General features: G+C 62.2%; 22 protein-coding genes. 17 read left to right on the forward strand and 5 right to left on the reverse strand.

All coding sequences use genetic code 11. From position 1 onward, the window contains the following. Window positions 1-39 precede the first annotated feature (39 nt). Entirely contained in the window at window positions 40-828 is a 789-nt protein-coding gene (locus ACK4FK_RS07490) for an SDR family NAD(P)-dependent oxidoreductase (protein ID WP_409743323.1), read from the forward strand. A gap of 6 nt (window positions 829-834) precedes the next feature. Here the strand turns inward: ACK4FK_RS07490 and ACK4FK_RS07495 are convergent, their stop codons facing one another. Next, a complete protein-coding gene (locus ACK4FK_RS07495) occupies window positions 835-1422 on the reverse strand; it encodes a malonic semialdehyde reductase (protein ID WP_409743326.1) in 588 nt (195 codons plus the stop codon). Between the two features lie 20 nt (window positions 1423-1442). Then, window positions 1443-2156 carry a GntR family transcriptional regulator gene (locus ACK4FK_RS07500; RefSeq protein WP_409743329.1) on the reverse strand — a complete coding sequence of 238 codons (714 nt, stop codon included), beginning with the start codon at window positions 2154-2156 and terminating at the stop codon, window positions 1443-1445. Window positions 2157-2268: 112 nt separating this feature from the next. On the opposite strand from ACK4FK_RS07500, the gene ACK4FK_RS07505 reads away from it, so the two are divergent. Genes ACK4FK_RS07505 through ACK4FK_RS07530 form a run of 6 tightly spaced genes read left to right on the forward strand, consistent with a single transcriptional unit; the run spans window position 2269 to window position 8699 of the window. After that, the gene (locus ACK4FK_RS07505; RefSeq protein ID WP_409743332.1) at window positions 2269-3231 is read left to right on the forward strand and encodes a VOC family protein; all 963 of its coding nucleotides are present in this window, start codon (window positions 2269-2271) and stop codon (window positions 3229-3231) included. Between the two features lie 32 nt (window positions 3232-3263). Then, complete coding sequence (locus tag ACK4FK_RS07510; protein WP_409743335.1) at window positions 3264-4118, forward strand: fumarylacetoacetate hydrolase family protein; 855 nt, start codon at window positions 3264-3266, stop codon at window positions 4116-4118. A 34-nt stretch (window positions 4119-4152) separates the two neighbouring features. After that, window positions 4153-5358 carry an amino acid ABC transporter substrate-binding protein gene (locus ACK4FK_RS07515; RefSeq protein ID WP_409743338.1) on the forward strand — a complete coding sequence of 402 codons (1206 nt, stop codon included), beginning with the start codon at window positions 4153-4155 and terminating at the stop codon, window positions 5356-5358. A gap of 15 nt (window positions 5359-5373) precedes the next feature. Beyond that, complete coding sequence (locus ACK4FK_RS07520) at window positions 5374-6231, forward strand: branched-chain amino acid ABC transporter permease (protein ID WP_409743342.1); 858 nt, start codon at window positions 5374-5376, stop codon at window positions 6229-6231. A 4-nt stretch (window positions 6232-6235) separates the two neighbouring features. Beyond that, window positions 6236-7999, forward strand: coding sequence for a branched-chain amino acid ABC transporter ATP-binding protein/permease (locus ACK4FK_RS07525; protein WP_409743345.1), 1764 nt, complete (start codon window positions 6236-6238; stop codon window positions 7997-7999). Next, a complete protein-coding gene (locus tag ACK4FK_RS07530; protein ID WP_409743348.1) occupies window positions 7992-8699 on the forward strand; it encodes an ABC transporter ATP-binding protein in 708 nt (235 codons plus the stop codon). The genes ACK4FK_RS07525 and ACK4FK_RS07530 overlap by 8 nt, the downstream gene beginning before the upstream one ends. A 38-nt stretch (window positions 8700-8737) precedes the next feature. On the opposite strand, the gene ACK4FK_RS07535 is transcribed toward ACK4FK_RS07530, so the two are convergent. Then, a complete protein-coding gene (locus ACK4FK_RS07535) occupies window positions 8738-9487 on the reverse strand; it encodes a Crp/Fnr family transcriptional regulator (protein ID WP_409743351.1) in 750 nt (249 codons plus the stop codon). Between the two features lie 67 nt (window positions 9488-9554). After that, window positions 9555-10253: a hemerythrin domain-containing protein gene (locus ACK4FK_RS07540; protein WP_409743354.1), complete on the reverse strand. Its 699-nt coding sequence runs from the start codon at window positions 10251-10253 to the stop codon at window positions 9555-9557. On the opposite strand from ACK4FK_RS07540, the gene ACK4FK_RS07545 reads away from it, so the two are divergent. Next, window positions 10206-10967, forward strand: a complete 762-nt coding sequence (locus ACK4FK_RS07545; protein ID WP_409743357.1) for a sulfite exporter TauE/SafE family protein — start codon at window positions 10206-10208, stop codon at window positions 10965-10967. The two genes, ACK4FK_RS07540 and ACK4FK_RS07545, sit on opposite strands and share 48 nt — an antisense overlap. On the opposite strand, the gene ACK4FK_RS07550 is transcribed toward ACK4FK_RS07545, so the two are convergent. After that, window positions 10964-11734: a DUF2189 domain-containing protein gene (locus ACK4FK_RS07550; protein WP_409743359.1), complete on the reverse strand. Its 771-nt coding sequence runs from the start codon at window positions 11732-11734 to the stop codon at window positions 10964-10966. The two genes, ACK4FK_RS07545 and ACK4FK_RS07550, sit on opposite strands and share 4 nt — an antisense overlap. A 186-nt stretch (window positions 11735-11920) precedes the next feature. On the opposite strand from ACK4FK_RS07550, the gene ccoN reads away from it, so the two are divergent. From ccoN to ACK4FK_RS07595, 9 genes are all read left to right on the forward strand, one after another. After that, window positions 11921-13411, forward strand: a complete 1491-nt coding sequence (ccoN, locus tag ACK4FK_RS07555) for a cytochrome-c oxidase, cbb3-type subunit I (RefSeq protein WP_409743361.1) — start codon at window positions 11921-11923, stop codon at window positions 13409-13411. A gap of 12 nt (window positions 13412-13423) precedes the next feature. Then, on the forward strand, window positions 13424-14149 hold the full coding sequence (ccoO, locus tag ACK4FK_RS07560; RefSeq protein WP_409743364.1) for a cytochrome-c oxidase, cbb3-type subunit II: 726 nt from the start codon (window positions 13424-13426) through the stop codon (window positions 14147-14149). Between the two features lie 10 nt (window positions 14150-14159). Further along, window positions 14160-14333, forward strand: coding sequence for a cbb3-type cytochrome oxidase subunit 3 (locus tag ACK4FK_RS07565; RefSeq protein ID WP_409743368.1), 174 nt, complete (start codon window positions 14160-14162; stop codon window positions 14331-14333). A 4-nt stretch (window positions 14334-14337) separates the two neighbouring features. Beyond that, on the forward strand, window positions 14338-15201 hold the full coding sequence (gene ccoP, locus ACK4FK_RS07570) for a cytochrome-c oxidase, cbb3-type subunit III (RefSeq protein ID WP_409743371.1): 864 nt from the start codon (window positions 14338-14340) through the stop codon (window positions 15199-15201). 176 nt (window positions 15202-15377) lie between these two features. Then, window positions 15378-16832, forward strand: coding sequence for a cytochrome c oxidase accessory protein CcoG (gene ccoG / locus ACK4FK_RS07575; protein ID WP_409743374.1), 1455 nt, complete (start codon window positions 15378-15380; stop codon window positions 16830-16832). A gap of 28 nt (window positions 16833-16860) precedes the next feature. Continuing rightward, on the forward strand, window positions 16861-17358 hold the full coding sequence (locus tag ACK4FK_RS07580; protein ID WP_409743377.1) for a FixH family protein: 498 nt from the start codon (window positions 16861-16863) through the stop codon (window positions 17356-17358). 7 nt (window positions 17359-17365) lie between these two features. Beyond that, window positions 17366-19759: a heavy metal translocating P-type ATPase gene (locus ACK4FK_RS07585; RefSeq protein WP_409743379.1), complete on the forward strand. Its 2394-nt coding sequence runs from the start codon at window positions 17366-17368 to the stop codon at window positions 19757-19759. Further along, complete coding sequence (ccoS, locus tag ACK4FK_RS07590; RefSeq protein WP_409743382.1) at window positions 19756-19926, forward strand: cbb3-type cytochrome oxidase assembly protein CcoS; 171 nt, start codon at window positions 19756-19758, stop codon at window positions 19924-19926. The genes ACK4FK_RS07585 and ccoS overlap by 4 nt, the downstream gene beginning before the upstream one ends. Then, window positions 19923-20120: a hypothetical protein gene (locus ACK4FK_RS07595; protein WP_409743385.1), complete on the forward strand. Its 198-nt coding sequence runs from the start codon at window positions 19923-19925 to the stop codon at window positions 20118-20120. The genes ccoS and ACK4FK_RS07595 overlap by 4 nt, the downstream gene beginning before the upstream one ends. Window positions 20121-20138: the final 18 nt, after the last annotated feature.

Here is a 20138-nt window from a genome sequence, read left to right on the forward strand (position 1 = left end):
CCATAACAAGAATCGGCGGCGACGGGAGCGAAACATACAATGAATGGCAGCAGGGATAGCGCGGTTCTGATAACCGGTGCAGCGCGGGGGCTGGGTCTGGCGGCGGCGGCCAAATTCCTCGATCAGGGCTGGAATGTCGCCATGCTCGATATCCTTGGCGATACGGTGCATGCCGCCGCCGAGGCCTTGAGTCAGCCCGAGCGCGTCCTGCCACTGACGGCCGACGTTTCCGACGCAGTGCAAGTGGCGGCGGCAGTGCGCAAGACACAGGCCCGCTTCGGCCGGATTGATGCGCTGGTCAACAATGCCGGCATCGCCGTCTTCAAGCCGATCCTTGAGGTGACGCTGGAGGACTGGCAGCGCGTGATGGCGGTGAACCTGACCGGTCCCTTCCTGATGACACAGGCCGTGGCACCGCTGATGCGCGACCAGGGTGGTGGCGCTATCGTCAACATAACCTCGATCTCGGGGTTACGCGCCTCGACGCTGCGCGTCGCCTACGGCACCAGCAAGGCGGGGCTGGCTCACCTGACCAAGCAGCAGGCAGCCGAGCTGGGTGAGTATGGTATCCGAGTCAATGCCGTGGCGCCCGGCCCGGTCGATACCGCCATGGCCAAGGCTGTGCATACGCCGGAAATCCGTGCCGACTATCACGACCATATTCCCCTCAACCGCTACGGACTGGAATCCGAGTTGGCCAACGCAGTTCATTTCCTGTGCAGCGAGCAGGCTGGCTACATCACGGGGCAGGTGCTGTGCGTAGATGGCGGGTTCGACTCGACCGGCATTGGTCTGCCTACCCTGCGCGGGCAGCGCAGGAATAGCTGAGCGATATTATAAAAGCTGGCAGACGCGCTCGAAGGGATGGCGCGGCTGGCGGCCGAAGAGCTTTGACGGATCGCCATAGCCAAGATTGCACAGGAAATCGACCTGGCAGCGACCATCGGGAAAGAATTCTGCATTCACCTTGGCAGCATCGAAGCCGCTCATCGGGCCACAATCCAGCCCGACCGCGCGTGCCGCGATGATCAGATAGGCGCCTTGCAGCGTGGCATTGCGCTGGGCCGTGGCCTGCGCCATTGGTGCATTGCCGGCAAACATCTCGCGGGCTTCAGGCTTGTGCCAAATATCAGGCATGTATTCGTAGAATTGGATGTCACGCGCCACGATCGCCGTAACCGGGGCGGCCATGGTCTTGTCCAGATTGGCCGGCGACAGGGCGGGGGCCAGGCGCTGCTTGGCCTGCTTGCTGCGCAGGAACAGCAGCCGCATCGGCTGGGTGTTCATCGAAGTCGGCCCCATTTTCAGGATGTCGTAGACTTCACGAAGCAGGTCGTCGGAAACCGGTTTGTCGAGCCAGCCATTCTGGGTGCGGGCATCAAGGAAAAGCTGCTTTAGGGCGTCGTGTGCGATGCGGGTCATGGTCTGTCGCTCGGTTCGAATCAGAGAGCTACGGAGGCGCGCACAATGGTGGCAGTTTTGCGCAAGTGGCTTTCCAGCGCGGTTACCGCGCGCTCGATGTCGCGGTCCATCACCGCGTCGAAGATGGCCTTGTGCTCGGCAGGCACGTCGCGTGTTTCGGTCTGCAGCGGCACCGACATGCGGCGGTAGCGCTCGCTCTGCTCGTACAGCATCGCCCGCATGCGCAGCAACCAGTCGTTGCCGCAGGCGCCGACCAGTTCGGCATGGAATTCGGCATGCGCCTTCGACCACACCTCGCTCAGATGTTCTTCCTTGCCGGCTTCCGACTGGCTCAGCCGCGACAGCCGGTGCCAAGCCGCCACCAGCCGGCTTTCCCAGGCCAGATCGCCGCGTTCGATCGAAGTGCGCAGGCACAGACTTTCGATGGCGATGCGCGCCTCGGTGATATCGGCCAGCTCCTTGGGCGAAACCGGGCTGACCGTGTAGCCGCGCTGGGGTTCCGACACCACCAGGGCCTCGGATTGCAGCATCGACAGCGCCTCGCGCACCGCGCCGAGGCTGACGTCAAGTTCGCCGGCCAGGGCGGCGATGTTCAGTTTCGTGCCTGGCATCAGGCGGCAGGCCAGGATGTCGGCGCGGATCTGGGCGTAAGCGCGGTGGGACTTGGTGACGCCGCTGGTTTCCGGCGGAACCGGCTCCGGGGCGGGGGGAGCGGGGCTGTGGATTATTTTCATGCGAAAAATATATTGCTAGAGGTTAAATCTATGTGTAAGACAAAAATACAAAAAAGATCGGACCCTGACAAGGCCATTGGCCGGATCGGGGCCAATGCGGAGGAAACCTGAGATGACCGACCCGAAGCGGTCCGGCGTGACCGCGATCCATTCCCTCGACCGATTCGTGTTCAGTGTGCCTGACCTGGGCGTCGCCAAAACCTATTTCACCGATTTCGGCTTGGATGTCCGGCAGGTTGGCCAGCGCCTGGATCTGTACACCTTCGGGCATCCGCATCGCTGGGGGTCGATCTACGAGAGCGGCAAGCCCAAGCAGCTCGAATACCTGGCCCTCGGCGTTTATGCCGAGGATTATGAACCGCTGCGCCGCCATCTCGACAAGCTCGGCGTCAAGGCCATCGACCCGCATCCGCTGGTGGACGAGCAGGGCTTCTGGTTGCGCGATCCCGATGGCATCACGCTGCAGATCGTTGTAGCCGAAAAATCATCGCCCAACGAAAAGGGCGAGGTATTCGGTCCGCTCAACATGAAAAATCCCATCGGTATCGACATCGGCATCAACCGCCGTGCAATGCAGCCGGTGAGGCCGGTTCGTCTCACCCATGCCTTGCTGTTCTGCTCGGATGTGCCGCGCTCGTTGAGATTCTACAAGGAAGCCCTCGGGATGCGGCTGTCGGATCAGTCTGGAGATGGCATTGCCTTCATGCATGGCGTGCATTCCAGCGACCATCATCTCCTTGCCTTCGCCAAATCGGACGGACCGGGCCTGCATCACACCAGTTGGGTGGTTCGCGGCATCGACGAGGTCGGCCTCGGCATGGAGCAGATGCTGAACAAGGGCTACAAATACGGCTGGGGCGTCGGCCGCCATGTGCTGGGATCGAACTATTTCTATTACCAGCGCGATCCCTGGGGCAGCTTCACCGAGTATTCCTACGACATTGATTTTGTCGGCGTTGATACCGACTGGCCGGCCCAGGACCATCCGCCGGAGGATTCCTTCTATCTGTGGGGCCCGACCGCGCCAGAAGACTTCGTCACCAACCATGAAACCGCCGCCCGCAGGGCGGGCTGAGATCGCCCAAACCGTAAAAGGACCGTTTCTCCATGCGCTTGTTGAACTACATGAAGGGTGGCCACCGTTCTCTCGGTGTACGTCGCGACGATGTCATCATCGACCTGACATCGGCCGGACTGCCCGACAGCATTGACGCCTTGCTGGCAATGGGGGCGGATGGCCTGCGCAAGGCCAAAGACGTGGCTGCGAAAGGCGCCGGAACCATGCCGTTTGCGCAGGCAACGCTTCTGCCGCCGGTGCTCAACCCCTCGAAGGCGATCGCGGTCGGTCTGAACTACATCGACCATGCTGCCGAGAGTCCCTACAAGGACGCGCCGAAATATCCCGTCCTGTTCCACCGTTTCCCATCCTCATGGGTCGCGCATAACCAGCCGCTGATCAAGCCGAAGGTCTCGGACCAGTTCGACTACGAGGCCGAACTGGCGGTCATCATCGGCAAGGCCGGCCGCTACATTCCGAAGGACAGGGCGCTCGATCATGTCGTCGGCTATTCACTGTTCAATGACGGCTCGATCCGCGATTACCAGTTCAAGTCGCACCAGTGGATGATCGGCAAGAATTTCGACGCCTCGGCATCCTTCGGGCCTGAACTGGTGACGGCCGACGAACTGCCGGCTGGCGCCGTCGGCCTGCAGATCAAGGCCAGGCTGAATGGCCAGGTGATGCAGGATGCCAACACGCGGGACATGATCTTCGATGTGCCGACCCTGGTTAGCACCTGCTCGGAAATCTTCGCCCTGCAGCCGGGCGACGTGATCATTTCGGGTACCCCGGCCGGCGTAGGTTTCGCCCGCAAGCCGCCCGTGTTCATGAAAGACGGCGACGTGGTTGAAGTGGAGGTCGAAAAGGTGGGCGTTCTGCGCAACACCGTCAAGAACGAGTGACGCGTTCACTGGAAACAGCCTAGGGAGGAAACATATGAAAAGCATAAAGCGCATCGCCGTCCTGGCGGCGATGGCGGCTGCCGGCCTCGGTCTGATCTCGAGCCCGGCGCTGTCGCAGCAATCCGGCCCCATCCGCATAGGCAGCACGCTGGCCCTCACCGGTCCGCTCTCTGCCACGGCCCTGGTGCACAAGCTGGTCGGCGACATTTACGTCGAAGACCTCAACAAGCGCGGCGGTCTGCTTGGCCGGCAGGTGGAGTGGATCGTCAAGGACGACCAGTCAAAGCCGGAAGTAGCCCGTACCCTCTACGAACAGCTCGTCACCGCGGACAAGGTCGATCTGCTGATGGGGCCCTACGCCACCGGCGCCATCCTTTCGGCCATGGGCGTGGCGCAGCGTTACAATAAAATGCTGATTCACCACACTTTCGGCATTCCGTCGCTGGCGAAATACGACATGCATTTCCCGGCCTGGTCGCTTGGTCCCGAGCCTGGTACCACGGTGCCGAATACGCTGTTCGATGCCTTGGCCGCTTCACCCAAACCACCCAAGACCATCGCCGTCGTTACCTCGAAATTCCCGTCAGTGCATTTCATGTCGCTGGGGGCACGCGAGGTAGCGAAAAAGCGCGGCCTGCAGGAGGTTCTTTTCCTGGAATGGGAATTCGGCAACCGCGATTTCGGTCCGATTGCCGCGCGTGTGAAGGATGCCAAGCCTGATATGGTGTTCATCGGCGATATCGGCCTGGAGGGCAACATGCTGCTCGAGGCGATGAAGAAGATCGATTACGAACCGCCGGTTCACTTCCATCTCTATCCGGCTCCCGGTCCGATGGCGACGGCTCCAGAGGGCAAGAATGCTCTGTCCGTCACCATTTTTGAAGAGCATGCGCCTTACACAAACAATCCGGTGGCTGCAAAGTTTGTCGCCACTTACAACGAGCGTGCCAAGGCAGCAGGCTTCCCCTACACCAAGGTCGAAGTCCAGGCCGCCGCGTCGTTTACCGCCTGGCAACTGCTGGAGGCCGCGGTAACCGCAACCAAAAGCCTGGACGACCGCAAGTTGGCCGATTGGCTCAAGGCCAACCAGGTGCAGACCATACAGGGCGTGCTGCGTTTCGACCGCGGCAACAATTTCGGAGACGACCTGATGCGCATCAAGCAGGTGCAAAACGGCAACTGGGTCACGGTGTGGCCCAAGGACTGGGCCGCTCCCGGCGCAACCTTGAAGCTGCAGTAAGACAAGAGCGTAGGCATGACTCTCCCAAGCCTGAACCTGCTGTCGCAATCCATCCTGTCGGGTTTCTTCATTGGCGGTATGTATGGGCTGATAGGTTTGGGCTTGGGGCTGTCATGGGGGTTGTTGCGGCAGATCAACCTGGCGCATTTCGGTTTCGTCTTTCTTTCGGCCTATATCAGCTATCACTTGGCGACCGTCTGGGGCGTCGACCCGCTGTTGATGCTGCTTGTGCTGCCGCCTGCCTTCTTCGGCATCGGGATGGCCATGCAGTGGATATTGTCGCGATTCCATATATCGCCGTTCAATTCCCTGCTGGTCACGTTTGGCCTGACGGTGATGATCGAAAGCCTGATTCAGTACATCTGGACGGCTGATTTCCGGAAACTGCAATCCAGCTACGGCGAAGAGAAGTTCACCATCGGCGGCCTGTTCGTGCCGGTACCTGAGCTGATCACCCTGCTGCTGGCGGTATTCTTCGCCGTCACTTTCTGGGCCGCCATGCGGTTTACCGATCTGGGAAAGGCGATGCGGGCAATGGCGGAGGATGGACCGATTGCGGCCGCCTTCGGCATCAATCAGCGTCTGCTGTCGCTGCTGCTCGCAGGTGCCTGCGTGGCGCTAGCCTCCGTGGCCGGCGTATGTTTCGCGCTGACCTTCACCCTGACTCCGACGCAGATATTCTCCTGGGTGGGGGTCGTGTTCGCTGCCGTCATGCTGGGCGGCCTGGGCAGCCCGCTTGGCCCGCTGGTCGCCGGCATCATCATCGGTGTCAGCGAAGCGGTTGCGATGGTGCTGTTCTCGCCTTCCTGGGCGCCCATCGTTTCCTTCTCCCTCCTGATACTCATGCTGCTATTCCGTCCTGGCAAGGCATAAGACCGTGAACCGCACCGTTGCTTTCGCAATCCTGGGAACCGGGGTCGCCCTGGCCAGCCTGCCCTGGCTTGGCGTACCAGCATTCTACGAATCCTTTTTCTATCTGCTGTTCCACTGGATCGTGCTGGCGGTGTCGTGGAACATCCTGTCGGGCTATACCGGCTATTTCTCTTTCGGCCACGGCGCATTCTTCGGGGCGGGCATTTATGCCACGGCCTATCTGGCCGGCACCATCGGCTGGCCATTCCTGGCCACCCTTCCGGCGGCGGTATTGATAGCCGCCGCTTTGGGCGTCGCGCTTGGCGCGGTGGTGTTCCGCGTGGCTCGCGTCCGCGGCGAACTATTCGCGCTGCTGACCCTGGCCATCACTTTCGTGCTCGCCACGATCATCCTCAACACGCCGGTCGATGGCGGCCCGGGCATCTACCTTATGGGCGTCGACATACCCAGACTGGGGCCGTCGCAATCGGCCTCCATCTACATGATGGGACTCGCTGCCACGATTCTTGCCGTGTTTGTTTCCTACTGGATCTATGCCTCCAAGTTTGGCACCGGGCTGTTTGCAATCCATGACGATGAAGATGTCGCCGAGGTGATGGGTGTGCCGACCTATCGCTTCAAACTCTACGCGCTGGCCATATCCTGTGGCCTGGCCGGCCTGGCCGGCGGCATTCATGCCGTCTTCGTTTCCTATGTCACGGTGTCCGAGACCTTCTCGATCAACGTACCGCTCAGTGTGGTGCTGATGAGCATCCTGGGCGGCAGCCGTCACTGGATAGGGCCTGCCGTCGGCGCGGTAATGATTACCTGCCTGCTGTATTTCTTCACTTCAGGCGAAACAGCCGTGCTCGGCCGCGCCGCCGTCGGTTTCATCCTGGTGGTCGTTATCCTGTTCATGCCTGCTGGCGTACTGGGCCTGATATCTGGTTGGCGGCATAATCGGCGCCAGCGCGAGGCAGCCGAAGCGGCGGCAAAAGTCGGATCTATCCATCCCGAGACTGCGCCGGTGACGCGGCTCCCCACCAGACGCCAGATCGAGCGCGAGCCGCTGCTGCAGGTTCGAGGTCTGTCGAAGGCTTTCAGTGGCGTCAAGGCGCTAAATGACGTGACCTTCGATGTCTACAAGGGCGAGATCCTGGGCCTGATCGGGCCGAACGGCTCCGGCAAGTCCACTTTCATCAACGTGGTAAGCGGCCACTATAAGCCCTCGGCTGGCGAAATCCTGTTTGAAGGCCAGAGTCTCGCTGGGCTGGACGCGCACCGCTTCGCTCAGGCCGGTATTGCCCGCACCTACCAGATTCCGAGGCCGTTCGGCCACATGACGGTACTGGAGAATGTCGCCATGGTGGGCATGTTCGGCGGCCAGGGCATGAGTCGGGCCGAAGCGACGCGAGAAGCCGAGGCCTTCATCGCTTTCGCCGGCCTGTCGCATCGTGCCCATGCGCTGCCAGACGACCTCAACCTGCATCAACGCAAGTTTCTCGAACTGGCGAGGGCACTGGCGGCGCGGCCGAAGCTGCTGCTGTTGGATGAGGTATTGTCTGGCCTGACGCCAAGCGAAATCAACGAAGCCATCGAGATGATCCAGCGTATCCGCGACCGGGGCACCACCATCGTGTTCGTCGAGCATGTGATGCGGGCCGTGATGGCGTTGACCGACCGGATCATCGTGCTGAATCACGGTGCGCTGATCGCTCAGGGCGATGCGACGGTCGTAATGAACGAAGAGGCGGTCAGGGCCGCCTATCTGGGTAAAGCCCATGCTTGAGGTGCGCAATCTTCAGGTTGCCTATGGTGCGGCTCCAGCGCTGTGGGATGTCAGCATCCGGGTCGATACCGGCGAGCTCGTCTGCGTCGTTGGCCCCAATGGCGCGGGCAAGACCACGCTGATCAACGCCATCGCAGGACTGCGCCGTGCCACTGGCGGCAGTATCGATTTTCACGGCATCGATGTGACGCATCTTGCGCCGCATAAATTCTGCGATGTCGGGATCGCCATCGTGCCGGAAAGCCGCCGCCTGTTCACCGAGATGACGGTGCTGGAGAATCTGGAGCTGGGCAGCTATCTGGCCGCCGCCAAGGCCCGCCGACGCGAAACGCTTGAGCAGGTCTGCGAGCTGTTTCCCGCTGTGCGGCAGAAGCTGTCGATGCCGGCTGGCTCGCTGTCGGGCGGCCAGCAGCAGATGGTGGCGATCGGGCGCGCCCTGATGGCGCGGCCGAAGCTGCTGCTGCTCGATGAGCCGTCGCTGGGCCTGGCTCCCGCCATCGTTATGGACATGTTCGAGGCGATCCGGCGTATCAATGCCGATGGCCTCTCGGTGCTGCTGGTCGAGCAGAATGTCAGCATGGCCATGGACGTCGCCCGTCGGGCCTATGTGCTGGAAGAGGGTCGTATCGTGATGCAGGGGCCTGCCCACGACCTCATGCAGCGGCCCGAAATCCGCAAGGCCTATCTGGGACTGGAATAGCGGCGGTTCCGCGGCGCTGGTGCGGCAGCGCCAGACAATCAGCTGCTGGGAGAAGCCAGCTCGGCCAGCTTGTCGGGCAGATTGATGCAGACGCGGTCAGCGCTGAGCAGGCTGATGATATTGGCCTTGCGCAGCTTGGTGAAGCAGCGGCTGACCGTCTCGATGGTCAGGCCCAGATAATCGCCGACTTCAGCCCGGGTCATCGGCAGCAGCAGCGGAGTTGTGGTCATGCCGCGATTTTCCGCCCGTTCCATTTGCTGCAGCAGGAACGAGGCGATCCGCTCCATCGCAGTCTTGCGACCCAGCAGCAGAATCTGGTTCTGCGCCATTTCCAGTTCGTTTTCGGCAAGCGAGAGCAGGCGATGTTCCAGGTTTGGGATGCGTTCCAGCAACTGCTGGAAATTGCGCTTGGTAAAGCGGCAGGCATGCACCTCGGTCAGCGTTTCCGCACTCAGCGAGTATTCTGGACTGGCGCCAAAACCCAGGAAATCGCCGGCGCCGAGAAATCCGGTGATCTGGCGGCGCCCGTCGGCCATGGATTTGGACAATGCGACACTGCCGCTGGTGATGTTGAATACATGGGTCGCCTCATCTCCCTCATGGAAGATGACCTGATGCGGTTTCAGTGTCATGCCGGTGGACAGAGCCGCCACCTCACACTGCTCTTGGAGTGTCAGCGGGGCGCAGATCGTCAGGCTGCGTGCCGTGCAGTTCACGCAGGGGTCGGTGGGTTTCGCGCTCGGAACCTGTCGGCCCGACGGCAGAGGCAGGCTGTGGACATTGCCCATGGATGCACCCTCACACTGGCATCGACTTTACGACGCCGCGCATACCGGCAGGTATACGGATATTCACCTAGTTGCGGCGGCGCATTGCCCTGTGCCACCGGGCCAGATCATCCGCCGTCAGACGGATCTGCGCCAGAGGCAAAATTGTCGCATCTTCCCAGGCCAGGTGCCGGCGTTGGTGCTCGGCGAATGAGCGCAGGGCCGCGCATAGTGTAAACAGATCGTCTTCGTCTATGCCGCCCGCGATTTCATCGCAACGATTGGCCAGGTTGGCGGCCTGCAGCCGATCTCTTTGATGTTCATCGATCAGCTGGTCGATCACCTGGTCGAGATCGTCGCCCAGCAGCAGGCGGCGGCGCAGGGCCGGCAACAGGCCGTTTTCTTCCTCGGCCAGCATGGCAGGATAATCCTGGCGCAGAAAAGCGGCGATTCCGGGCGCCAGCCCGCGCATCATTGCAGCCGAGACATTCGGCAGGGCATTCAGCACTGCGCAGAAGGCGGTCAGGTTCAGGCGCATTCCGGCCAGCATTTCCAGAGGCGATATCGTCTCGCTATCATGCTGCAACGCGATTAGTATCTGCAGCATCGCAGGCGATGGCGCCGGGCGGAGTTGCTGGATATTGCGATTGGCGTCCATGTCGCGACGGTAAGTAGGGCAGGCGCCAGTTGCATTGATCCGGATCAACCCCAACCGGCCTTCCGAGGCTATAGTCCGCGCATGTTTGACTGGTCCGCTTTTCTCTCGGCTTGCAGCGCCATCGTGCATGGCGATGCCGCGCCCGGCGTATTCTCCTATGGCCTGCCACTTGGCCTGCTGATGCTTGGATTTATCGGCGGATTCACGCATTGCGCCGGCATGTGCGGCCCCTTCGTGCTGGCTCAGGTCGGCAGCCGCCTGGCCGCCACGGACCTCTCCGCCGCTACGCGGCTTACCCGCCTGCAGGGCATGACGCTGGTGCCCTATCATCTCGGCCGTGCGACGACCTACGCGGCATTGGGGGGGCTTGCCGGCGGCCTCAGCGGAGGCCTGCAGGGAGTATCGGCGCTCAGTCGCCTGCCGGGCTTTGCTCTATCCATCATGGCGCTTCTGTTCCTTGGGATGGCGGTGTTCCAGTGGACGCCAAGGATGGCATTTGCCGGCGGTGGATTATCCGCCGGCTGGCAACGGCTTTTCTCGCCTCTGTTCAGTCGGCCGGTAGGCCTGACAGGTTACGCGCTCGGCCTTGGTCTCGGCTTCCTGCCCTGCGGTCTGGTTTATGCCGCATTGCTGATGGCAGGGGCCAGCGGCGACTGGCGCATGGGAGCGGCCGGCATGGCGGCCTTTGCGGCCGGCACGGTCCCCGCGCTGCTGGTCGTCGGCATGCTTGGGGTCGCCGCCGGCCACAAGCTGCGGCAGAAGCTGCGCTTCTGGCTGATCCCCATCCTGCTGTTCAATGCCGTGCTGGCCGGCCTGATGGCCTGGCGGTGGTTTGCAGCCTAGACCACCAGATCACGATAGGCATGCCAAGTGGCATGCGCGACCAGCGGGAAAAACAAGCCCAGGCCGATGAAGAACGTGGCCAGGCCGACCGCTGTGAACAGCACGATCAGGCCGGCCCACAGCGCCATTGCCTTGGGATTGCGCAGTACCGCGCGCACGCTCACCACCATCGCGGTTATGACGTCGACATCGCGGTCGAGCAGCATCGGCAGGGAAACCACCGAGACCGCGAACACGACCACGGCGAAGGCGCCGCCGATCAGCGCACCAATCACCAGGAAAGGCAGATTCTGCGCTTCAATCAGATAAAAGGGCACGGCGTCCAGCGGCGGGGTGCCGCTGTGGAAATACAGCGCGAACCACAGCAGGGCGACTCGTGTCCAGGCAAAATGCAGCAGCAGAAGGACAACGCCGAAACTGGCAATCTGCAGGGGGCGGCGCCAGCTCAGCAACGCGGCGGGCAGGCTGACGGCTTCTCCCAGTTGCAGTCGGCGGCTGGTGTCGTATAGGCCCACCGCGATCAGTGGCGCGATCAGGAAAAATCCGCCGGCCATAGGCAGAACCAGATAGCCCAGATCGGCCTGCCAGAGGCCGAGAACAAGCAGGTAGCTGATGACGACGAGGCCGGCGCCATAGGCCAGGCTGACCTGCGGCGAGCGGGTCATGTCGCGCCAGCCCAGGATCAGCCAGTACCAGGGCCGGTCATGCGGAACCTGCCGGACAAGCCCGGGCGGATTGAGGGGCATCGGTTCGGTTGCACTGATCATGGGCATCCTCCTGAAGGCTTATTGTTAGATTGCCTCCTGCGTCACTGCGCCGCAGTATAGCCTTGATTCTGTTTGAGGGGGAGGGGGTCTTATTGACATGAGTCAATGCCGCTTCCGTCGGTCCGTCCGACTATCTCGACGCTGGCGGGGGGACCCCGAATCGCCGGCCGTAAATGCGAGGAATCCATGACAGCCATAGCTGCAGCCCAACCGGGCGCCACTTCGGTCGCAGGAGCACGCTCCGAGGCCTATGTAGAGGATGCCGTACGGGCTTTTGTAATCGCCACGATCTTCTGGGGCGTCGCGGCCTTTGCCGCCGGCGTCTACATTGCTCTCCAGCTGGCCTACCCGGTGCTGAATCTGGGACTGGAATGGACCACTTTCGGCCGTCTCCGGCCGCTGCACACCTCTGCGGCGATCTTCGCGTTCGGCGGCAACGCCCTGCTGGGTACCTCGCTCTACATCGTCCAGCGCACCTGTCGTGCCCGCCTGTTCGGCGGTCCGGCGGTGGCCTGGTTCCTGTTCTTCGGCTATCAGCTGTTCATCGTACTGGCGGCGCTGGGTTATGTGTTCGGCATTACCCAGAGCAAGGAATACGCCGAGCCGGAATGGTTCGTCGACCTCTGGCTTACGCTGGTCTGGGTGGTTTACCTCGTGGCCTTCATGGGCACGCTGATGAAGCGCGAGGAGCCGCATATCTATGTGGCGAACTGGTTCTTCGTCGCCTTTATCGTCACCATTGCCATGTTGCACATCGTCAACAATCTGGCGATCCCGGTGTCGTTCTTTGGCACCAAGAGCTATCAACTCTTCTCTGGCGTGCAGGATGCGCTGATCCAGTGGTGGTATGGCCACAACGCGGTGGGCTTCTTCCTCACTGCCGGTTTCCTGGCGATGATGTACTATTTCATCCCCAAGCAGGCGAACCGTCCGGTCTATTCCTATCGCCTGTCGATCGTGCACTTCTGGTCGCTGATCTTCCTCTACATCTGGGCCGGCCCGCACCATCTGCATTATACCGCGCTGCCTGACTGGGCCTCGACGCTCGGCATGGTCTTCTCGGTGATGCTGTGGATGCCGTCATGGGGCGGCATGATCAACGGCCTGATGACGTTGTCGGGTGCCTGGGACAAGCTGCGCACAGATCCGGCCCTGCGTTTCTCGGTGACCGCCGTGGCTTTCTACGGCATGTCCACCTTTGAAGGTCCGGTCATGTCGATCCGTCAGGTGAACGGCCTCAGCCACTATACCGACTGGACCATTGGTCACGTGCATTCCGGCGCGCTCGGCTGGAATGCCTTCATCACTTTCGGCGCGCTGTACTATCTCGTGCCGGTACTGTGGAAGCGGTCGGGCCTGTATTCGGTCCGCCTGGTGTCCTACCACTTCTGGATCGCCACCATCGGCATTCTGCTTTACATCAGCGCGATGTGGGTGTCCGGCATCATGCAGGGCCTGATGTGGCGCGCCTACGACAACCTCGGCTTCCTGCAGTATTCCTTCGTCGAGACCGTGCAGGCGATGCATCCCTTCTATGTGATCCGTGCGCTGGGTGGTCTGCTGTTCCTGACCGGTGCGCTGATCATGGTCTACAACCTGTGGCGCACGGCGCGGGGCGATGTCCGCAATGAAACGCCGATCGTCCGCGCCCCCGCTCAGTCGGCGGCGGCAGAGTAAGGAGAGCCCGACATGGCCTATCGTCACGAAGTCATCGAGAAGAACTCGGTCCTGCTGCTCGTGCTGAGCCTGATCACGGTTGCCATCGGCGGCCTGGTCGAGATCGTCCCTCTCTTCACCATCGAGACCACCATCGAACGGGTGCAGGGCATGAGGCCCTACTCCCCGCTCGAACTGGCCGGGCGCAACATATACATCCGCGAGGGCTGCTATGTCTGCCACAGCCAGCAGATCCGCCCGCTGCGCGACGAGGTCGAGCGTTACGGCCATTACAGCCTGGCAGCGGAGAGCATGTACGATCATCCGTTCCAGTGGGGCTCCAAGCGCACCGGCCCCGATCTCGCCCGCGTTGGCGGCAAATATTCCAACGAGTGGCATGTCGAACACCTCAAGGATCCGCGTGCTGTGGTGTCGGAGTCCATCATGCCGCCCTATGCCTTCCTGGCGAACCGTCCCCTGCAATACGCTGACATCGCCGATCACCTGAAGGCGCTGCGGGTCACCGGCGTGCCCTATACCGATGACATGATCCAGAACGCTAAGCAGGATCTTGAGGCGCAGACCACGGCGGATGCCGATACCGATGCGGTCGCCGCTCGCTATCCCAAGGCGCGCATGGGCGATTTCGATGGCAATCCAGCTCAGATCACCGAGATGGATGCCCTGGTCGCCTATCTGCAGATGCTGGGCACCCTTGTCGAATTCGACAAGGTGCAGCCAGGCAGCCTTCGCCAGTAAGGAGGCTGTCATGTTGCAGGCCATATACCCACATCTGAAATCCTTGTGGACGCTGTGGTTCTTTGTGCTGTTCGCCGGCACCGTTATTTGGGTGATGTGGCCGTCCAGACGCAAGGACTGGGAATCGCGCGGACAGATTCCGCTGCGCGACGGCGCTTTGCATAACGGCATCGAGAAGGAGTGATCTGATGCCCACCAAGATCGAAAAAGACGCCATCACCGGCACTGAAACCACTGGCCATGAGTGGGACGGTCTCAAGGAATTGAACACGCCGCTGCCGCGGTGGTGGCTGTATGTGTTTTACGCCACTGTGCTGTTTTCGGTTGTATGGATGGTGCTGTATCCCTCGGTGCCTTTTCTGAACAGCCATTTCGGCGGCATCCTTGGCTATACCCAGCGCGAGGACGTTTCCAAGCGGCTGCAGGAAGCCAGCACGGCGCAGGCCCAGTATCGCGACCAGATCGCCAAGCTCGATATTGCTGCCGTGAAGGCCGATCCCGAATTGAACCGTTTCGCGCTGGCCGGCGGCCGCGTGCTGTTCGCCGAGAATTGCGCGCCCTGCCATCAGTCGGGCGGCACTGGCGCCAAGGGTTATCCCAGCCTGGCCGATGACGACTGGCTATGGGGCGGCAAGCTGGAGGAAATCCAGCAGACCCTGCAGCACGGCATACGCTGGGCCAACGACAACGATACCCGTGTGTCGCAGATGCCGCGGTTCCTGGCCGATGGCCTGCTGACCATGCCGCAGATCCAGGCGGTCGCCCAGCATGTGTTGTCGCTGTCGGGCCTCGACAAACCGCATGCCGAGGGCGCCAAGCTGTTCGCCGAGCAATGCGCCTCCTGTCATGGCGAACAGGGCAAGGGCCTGCGCGAACTTGGCGCCCCCAATCTGACCGACAAGATCTGGCTGTATGGCGGCGACAGGGCCTCTGTCGTCCAGTCGATAGCCTATTCCCGTGCCGGCGTGATGCCAGCCTGGGCCGGGCGTCTGGACGACGCCACGATCAAGATGCTGACACTTTATGTTCATGCCCTGGGCGGCGGCGAGTAACCGGCAGGCGTAAGTCTTAAACGAGATGGCGTGGCGCAGCGGCAGATTGCCGCTGCGCCCAAACGCCACAGATTGAGTCAGTAGGCGGCGCACTAAATTCCGGAAAAAGGATCGGGGGAGATTCCGGGATTTACGACCAGCAGCGCATGAGGGTGCGAGTGACTGATATGAACCAGATGGCCCCTGAAACTAAGAATCGCGCCGACGCGATGCTGGGGCTGTTCGCGCCCTCGCTCTATTCCGACCACGTCAAGGTTTATCCCCGGGCCGTTTCCGGCCGCTTCCGCAATATCAAATGGGCGATCCTGATCGCCTGCCTCGCGGCCTACTATATCGCGCCATGGATACGCTGGGATCGCGGACCGGATGCTCCCGATCAGGCCCTGCTCCTCGATATGGAGGGGCGCCGCGGCTATTTCTTCTGGATCGAGATCTGGCCGCAGGAAGTCTATTATCTCACCGGACTGCTCATCCTAGGCGCAGTCGCCCTGTTCCTGGCCACTGCTTTGTTCGGTCGAGTCTGGTGCGGCTATGCCTGCCCGCAGACGGTCTGGACCGACCTTTTCATGCTGGTGGAGCGCTGGATCGAGGGCGATCGCAATGCCCGCATGCGACTGGACCAGCAGCCGTTCAGTTTCAACAAGGCCTGGCGCAAGACCGCCAAGCATGTCGTATGGCTGCTGATCGCCGCGGCCACCGGCGGTGCCTGGATCATGTATTTCCAGGATGCGCCAACGGTGACGCGCGAGATCTTCACCGGCGAAGCCGGCAGCGGCACATATTTCTTCTTCGGATTGTTTACCGGCACCACCTACCTGTTGGCCGGCTGGGCCCGTGAGCAGGTTTGCACCTATATGTGCCCCTGGCCGCGCTTCCAGGCTGCGATGCAGGACGAACACACGCTGGCCGTGACATATCAGGGCTGGCGTGGCGAGACGCGCGGCAAACACAAGGCCGGGGAAAGCTGGGAAGGCCGTGGCGACTGCGTCGATTGCCGCGCCTGCGTGAATGTTTGTCCTACCGGCATCGACATTCGCGATGGCATGCAGCTCGAATGCATCGGCTGCGGCCTGTGTATTGATGCCTGCGACGAGATCATGGCCAAGGTGGGCCGGCCACAGCGGTTGATCGATTTCGTCTCTATCGCGAATCTCGAGCGGCGTGCCAACAAGCAGCAAACCATACTCAAGCTCCTTCGCACCCGCACCGTTGTCTACGCAGCCCTGCTGGCTTTGGTCGTGGCGATCATGGCTGGCGCGCTGCTGACGCGTTCGAGCTGGGAGATGAACGTGCTGCATGACCGGGCGCCGCTTTATATCACCCTGTCGGATGGCTCGCTGCGCAACGGCTATACCGTCAAGCTGCTCAACAAGACCCGTGACGAACGCAGGCTGTTCCTGACCATAGAAGGCATCCCCCAGGCCACCATGTTCCTGGCTGGCGAGGGCGACGAGCCGGCCGCGCGCCTGCCGGTGGTGGCGCCACCCGATGATGTCGGCGAATACCGGGTGTTCGTTAAGGCGCCGCGCCAGGCCATTCGGCAAGCCTCCACCGGCCTGCGCTTTCACGTAACGGATGCCGAGGGGCGTCGCCTGGTCAGCTACCAGTCCACCTTCAACGCCCCAAATTGATGCTTTCAAGGTCTCTGGAGCCGCTATAATGACCGTCGCTATGGCACGAGGAACGACTTCATTGCGGGGGCACTGGATCCCCTGGCTGTTTGTGGCAGGTTTTGTGATCGTTATCGCGGTCAATGCCACGCTGATCGTCTATGCCACCGATACATACAGCGGCCTGGTGGTTGAGCATCCCTACAAGAAGGGGCTGGCCTATAATCAGACCAAGGCGCAACTCGACGCGCAGGCGAGGCTGGGATGGCGCTATGACGTCGCAGTCACGCCCATGGGCGACCATATCGCGATCGAACTGCGCTGGATCGATGCGACGCAAGCCGCGCTTGACGGCCTGGCGCTGGAAGGGAGTTTGCAGCGGCCAGTGGAAAACCTGCCCCCCCTGCAAATCGCTTTCGAGCCGGTGGGCGGCGGCCGGTACCGCAGCCTGATCGCGCTACCCAAGCGCGGGGCCTGGGACCTGCATTTCTCCGCCCGGCGCGGTAGCGACGAGTTCGCCGGCGCCGAGCGACTGATGATCCGGTGAGCGGACCATGGCGCTGGCTGCTCTGTCGACCGATGCAACCCGCCTGCAGGCCGGCGCTACTGCCGCCTGCGCCCATTGTGGTGCGCCGGTTGCAGGCCAGGTCGATGAAGGCCGGCCGTCATTCTGCTGCAGCGGCTGCGCCGGTGCGTATTCCATGATCAAGGGATTGGGACTGGAACGGTATTACAGCCTGCGCGACGCCGCAGCGCCGACGCCGGCAGATGCCGATGCCGCAGACTGGCGAGAATTCGTTCAGAGCGGAAAGGATGAGACCTGTCAGGTCGAATTCCTGGTCGAGGGCATGCATTGTGCCGCCTGTCTGTGGCTTATCGAGCAGGCTCTGCGCGCCCAGCCTGGCGTGCAGCAGGCGCGGCTTTCCGCCACCACCCGCCGTTTGACCTTGAACTGGAGGGGGGCAACGGATCGGGTCAACGAACTGGCCGGCATTGTCACGCGCCTGGGCTATCGCTGTCTGGCCCTGACCTCGGAAGCCGCTGAAAAAATCGGCAGCGCCGAAGAACGCGACCTGCTGCGTGCGATGGCAGTGGCCGGCTTTGCCGCCGCCAATATCATGCTTCTGTCGGTTTCGGTCTGGTCCGGCCATGTCGGCGAAATGGGCATGGCCACTCGCGATCTGTTTCATGGCATATCGGCACTGATAGCAATCCCTGCAATCGCTTATGCCGGCCGGCCTTTCTACCGTTCGGCCTATGCGGTTCTGCGCCAGGGCCGCACCAACATGGACGTGCCGATCACCATTGGCGTCACGCTCGCAGTGGTCGTCAGTCTGGCCGAGATGCTGCGCTCCGGGCCACATGCCTATTTCGATGCGGCTGTCACGCTGCTGTTCTTCCTGCTGGTCGGTCGGTATCTGGATCTGCGGGCGCGCGGATTTGCGCGCCGTACCGCGCAGCGGTTAGTGGCATGGACCGCCAAGCCGGTTTCGGTCGTCGGCGAGTCCGGGATTCTGCAGCGGCCAGCCCATATGGTTGCGGTCGGCGACCGGGTGCTGGTTGCCACCGGCGAGCGCGTGCCTGTGGATGGCATGGTGATAGAGGGCCGTTCTGCACTGGATTCCAGTCTGATCAATGGCGAAACCCTGCCGCAGGCCGCGGAAATCGGCACCCATGTCTTCGCCGGAGCAATCAATCTCGAGGCGCCGCTTACTCTGCGTGTCACGGCAGTCGGCAGCGCCACGTTGTTGGGAGAGATCGCGCGCCTGATGGAGGCGGCTGAGCATGGCCGCGACCAGTATGTGCGCCTGGCCGAACGGGTCGCGCGCTGGTATGCCCCGGTGGTCCATGTCACGGCAGTGTTAAGCTTTGCGGGCTGGATGCTCATCGGCGATGCCGATTGGCGCAGCGCGATGCTGATTGCCGCCGCTGTATTGATCATCACCTGTCCCTGTGCCTTGGCGCTGGCCGTTCCAGTGGTGCAGGTGGTGGCCAGCAGTCGCCTGATGCGGCGCGGCATCCTGCTCAAGTCAGCCACCGCACTGGAGCGTGCTGCCCCGATCGATACCATCGTATTCGACAAGACCGGCACGCTCACGCTGGGTCAGCCACGTCTGCTGAACGAGGATGCGGGCGATGCGGAAAGCCTGCATCTGGCGGCCAGCCTGGCTGTGCGCAGCCGTCATCCGCTCTGCAAGGCGCTGCTGGCAGCCTGTGGCGACGTTGCCCAGGCCGATGGGGTCCAGGAATTGCCGGGGCAGGGGCTGCGGCTGCAGACGGCCGCCGGCGATATCCGCCTTGGGCATGCCAGGTTTGCCGGCGTCGATGTCCGTCCGGCCGACGGCTACTCGGAACTCTGGTTGACGCGCCCAGGCCATGTTGCGCGCCGCTTCCGTTTCACGGACACGCTGCGCAGCGATGCAGCCACCGTTGTTGACGGCCTGCGCCGCGCTGGCTTCCGCGTGGCGATTCTTTCGGGCGACCATCCCGCGGCGGTATCGGCCGTGGCAGAGCAGATCGGAATTGCCGACTGGCAGGCGGGCATGGATCCGCGCGACAAGGCCGCAGCGATCGCCGCCCTCAAGCAGCAGGGCCGCCATGTGCTGATGGTGGGCGATGGCTTGAATGATGCCGTCGCGCTGGCCCAGGCTGACGCCTCGCTGTCGCCTTCGTCCGGCCTGGATATCGCGCAGAACGCGGCTGACGCCGTTTTCCAGGGCGAGAAACTGGTTGCGGTGCCCGAATTCCTCTCTGTGGCGCGGCGCAGCCGCAGCCTTGCATTTCAGAATCTGGTTCTGGCCCTGGTGTATAATCTGTTTGCCGTGCCGCTGGCGATCGCCGGCATGGTCACGCCGCTGATCGCGGCGATCGCCATGTCGAGTTCATCTATCCTGGTGGTCGGCAATGCGCTGCGGCTTGATCTTGGCCGGCGCAGGGAGGCCGCATGACGATCCTTCTTTTCATGATCCCGGCCGCGATCGGCCTGGGCCTGCTTGGCATGTTCGCTTTCCTGTGGGCGCTGAAATCCGGTCAGATGGATGACCTGGAAGGCGCCGGACGGCGCGTGCTGTTCGATGATGCTGACGCTGAATTGCGCGAAAGGAGCAAACAATGAATGAGAAGGCCATGGCCGTGATGGGCTATTGGGTAATGGCCGCGCTGGTGACAGTACTGGGGCTGCTTGGCATCGTTCTGGCGGCCGGAGCGCGGGATGGAGGCATGCAGGCCTTTGGCCTGGCCCTGGCGGCTTTCGCGGTCTTCTACGATTTCTGGGCGATCAACCGCAGTCACGAGCAAGATCGGGACTGATACGGCATCCCCGCTTGG

Source organism: Ferrovibrio sp. (assembly GCF_046297895.1).
Lineage (GTDB): Bacteria > Pseudomonadota > Alphaproteobacteria > Ferrovibrionales > Ferrovibrionaceae > Ferrovibrio.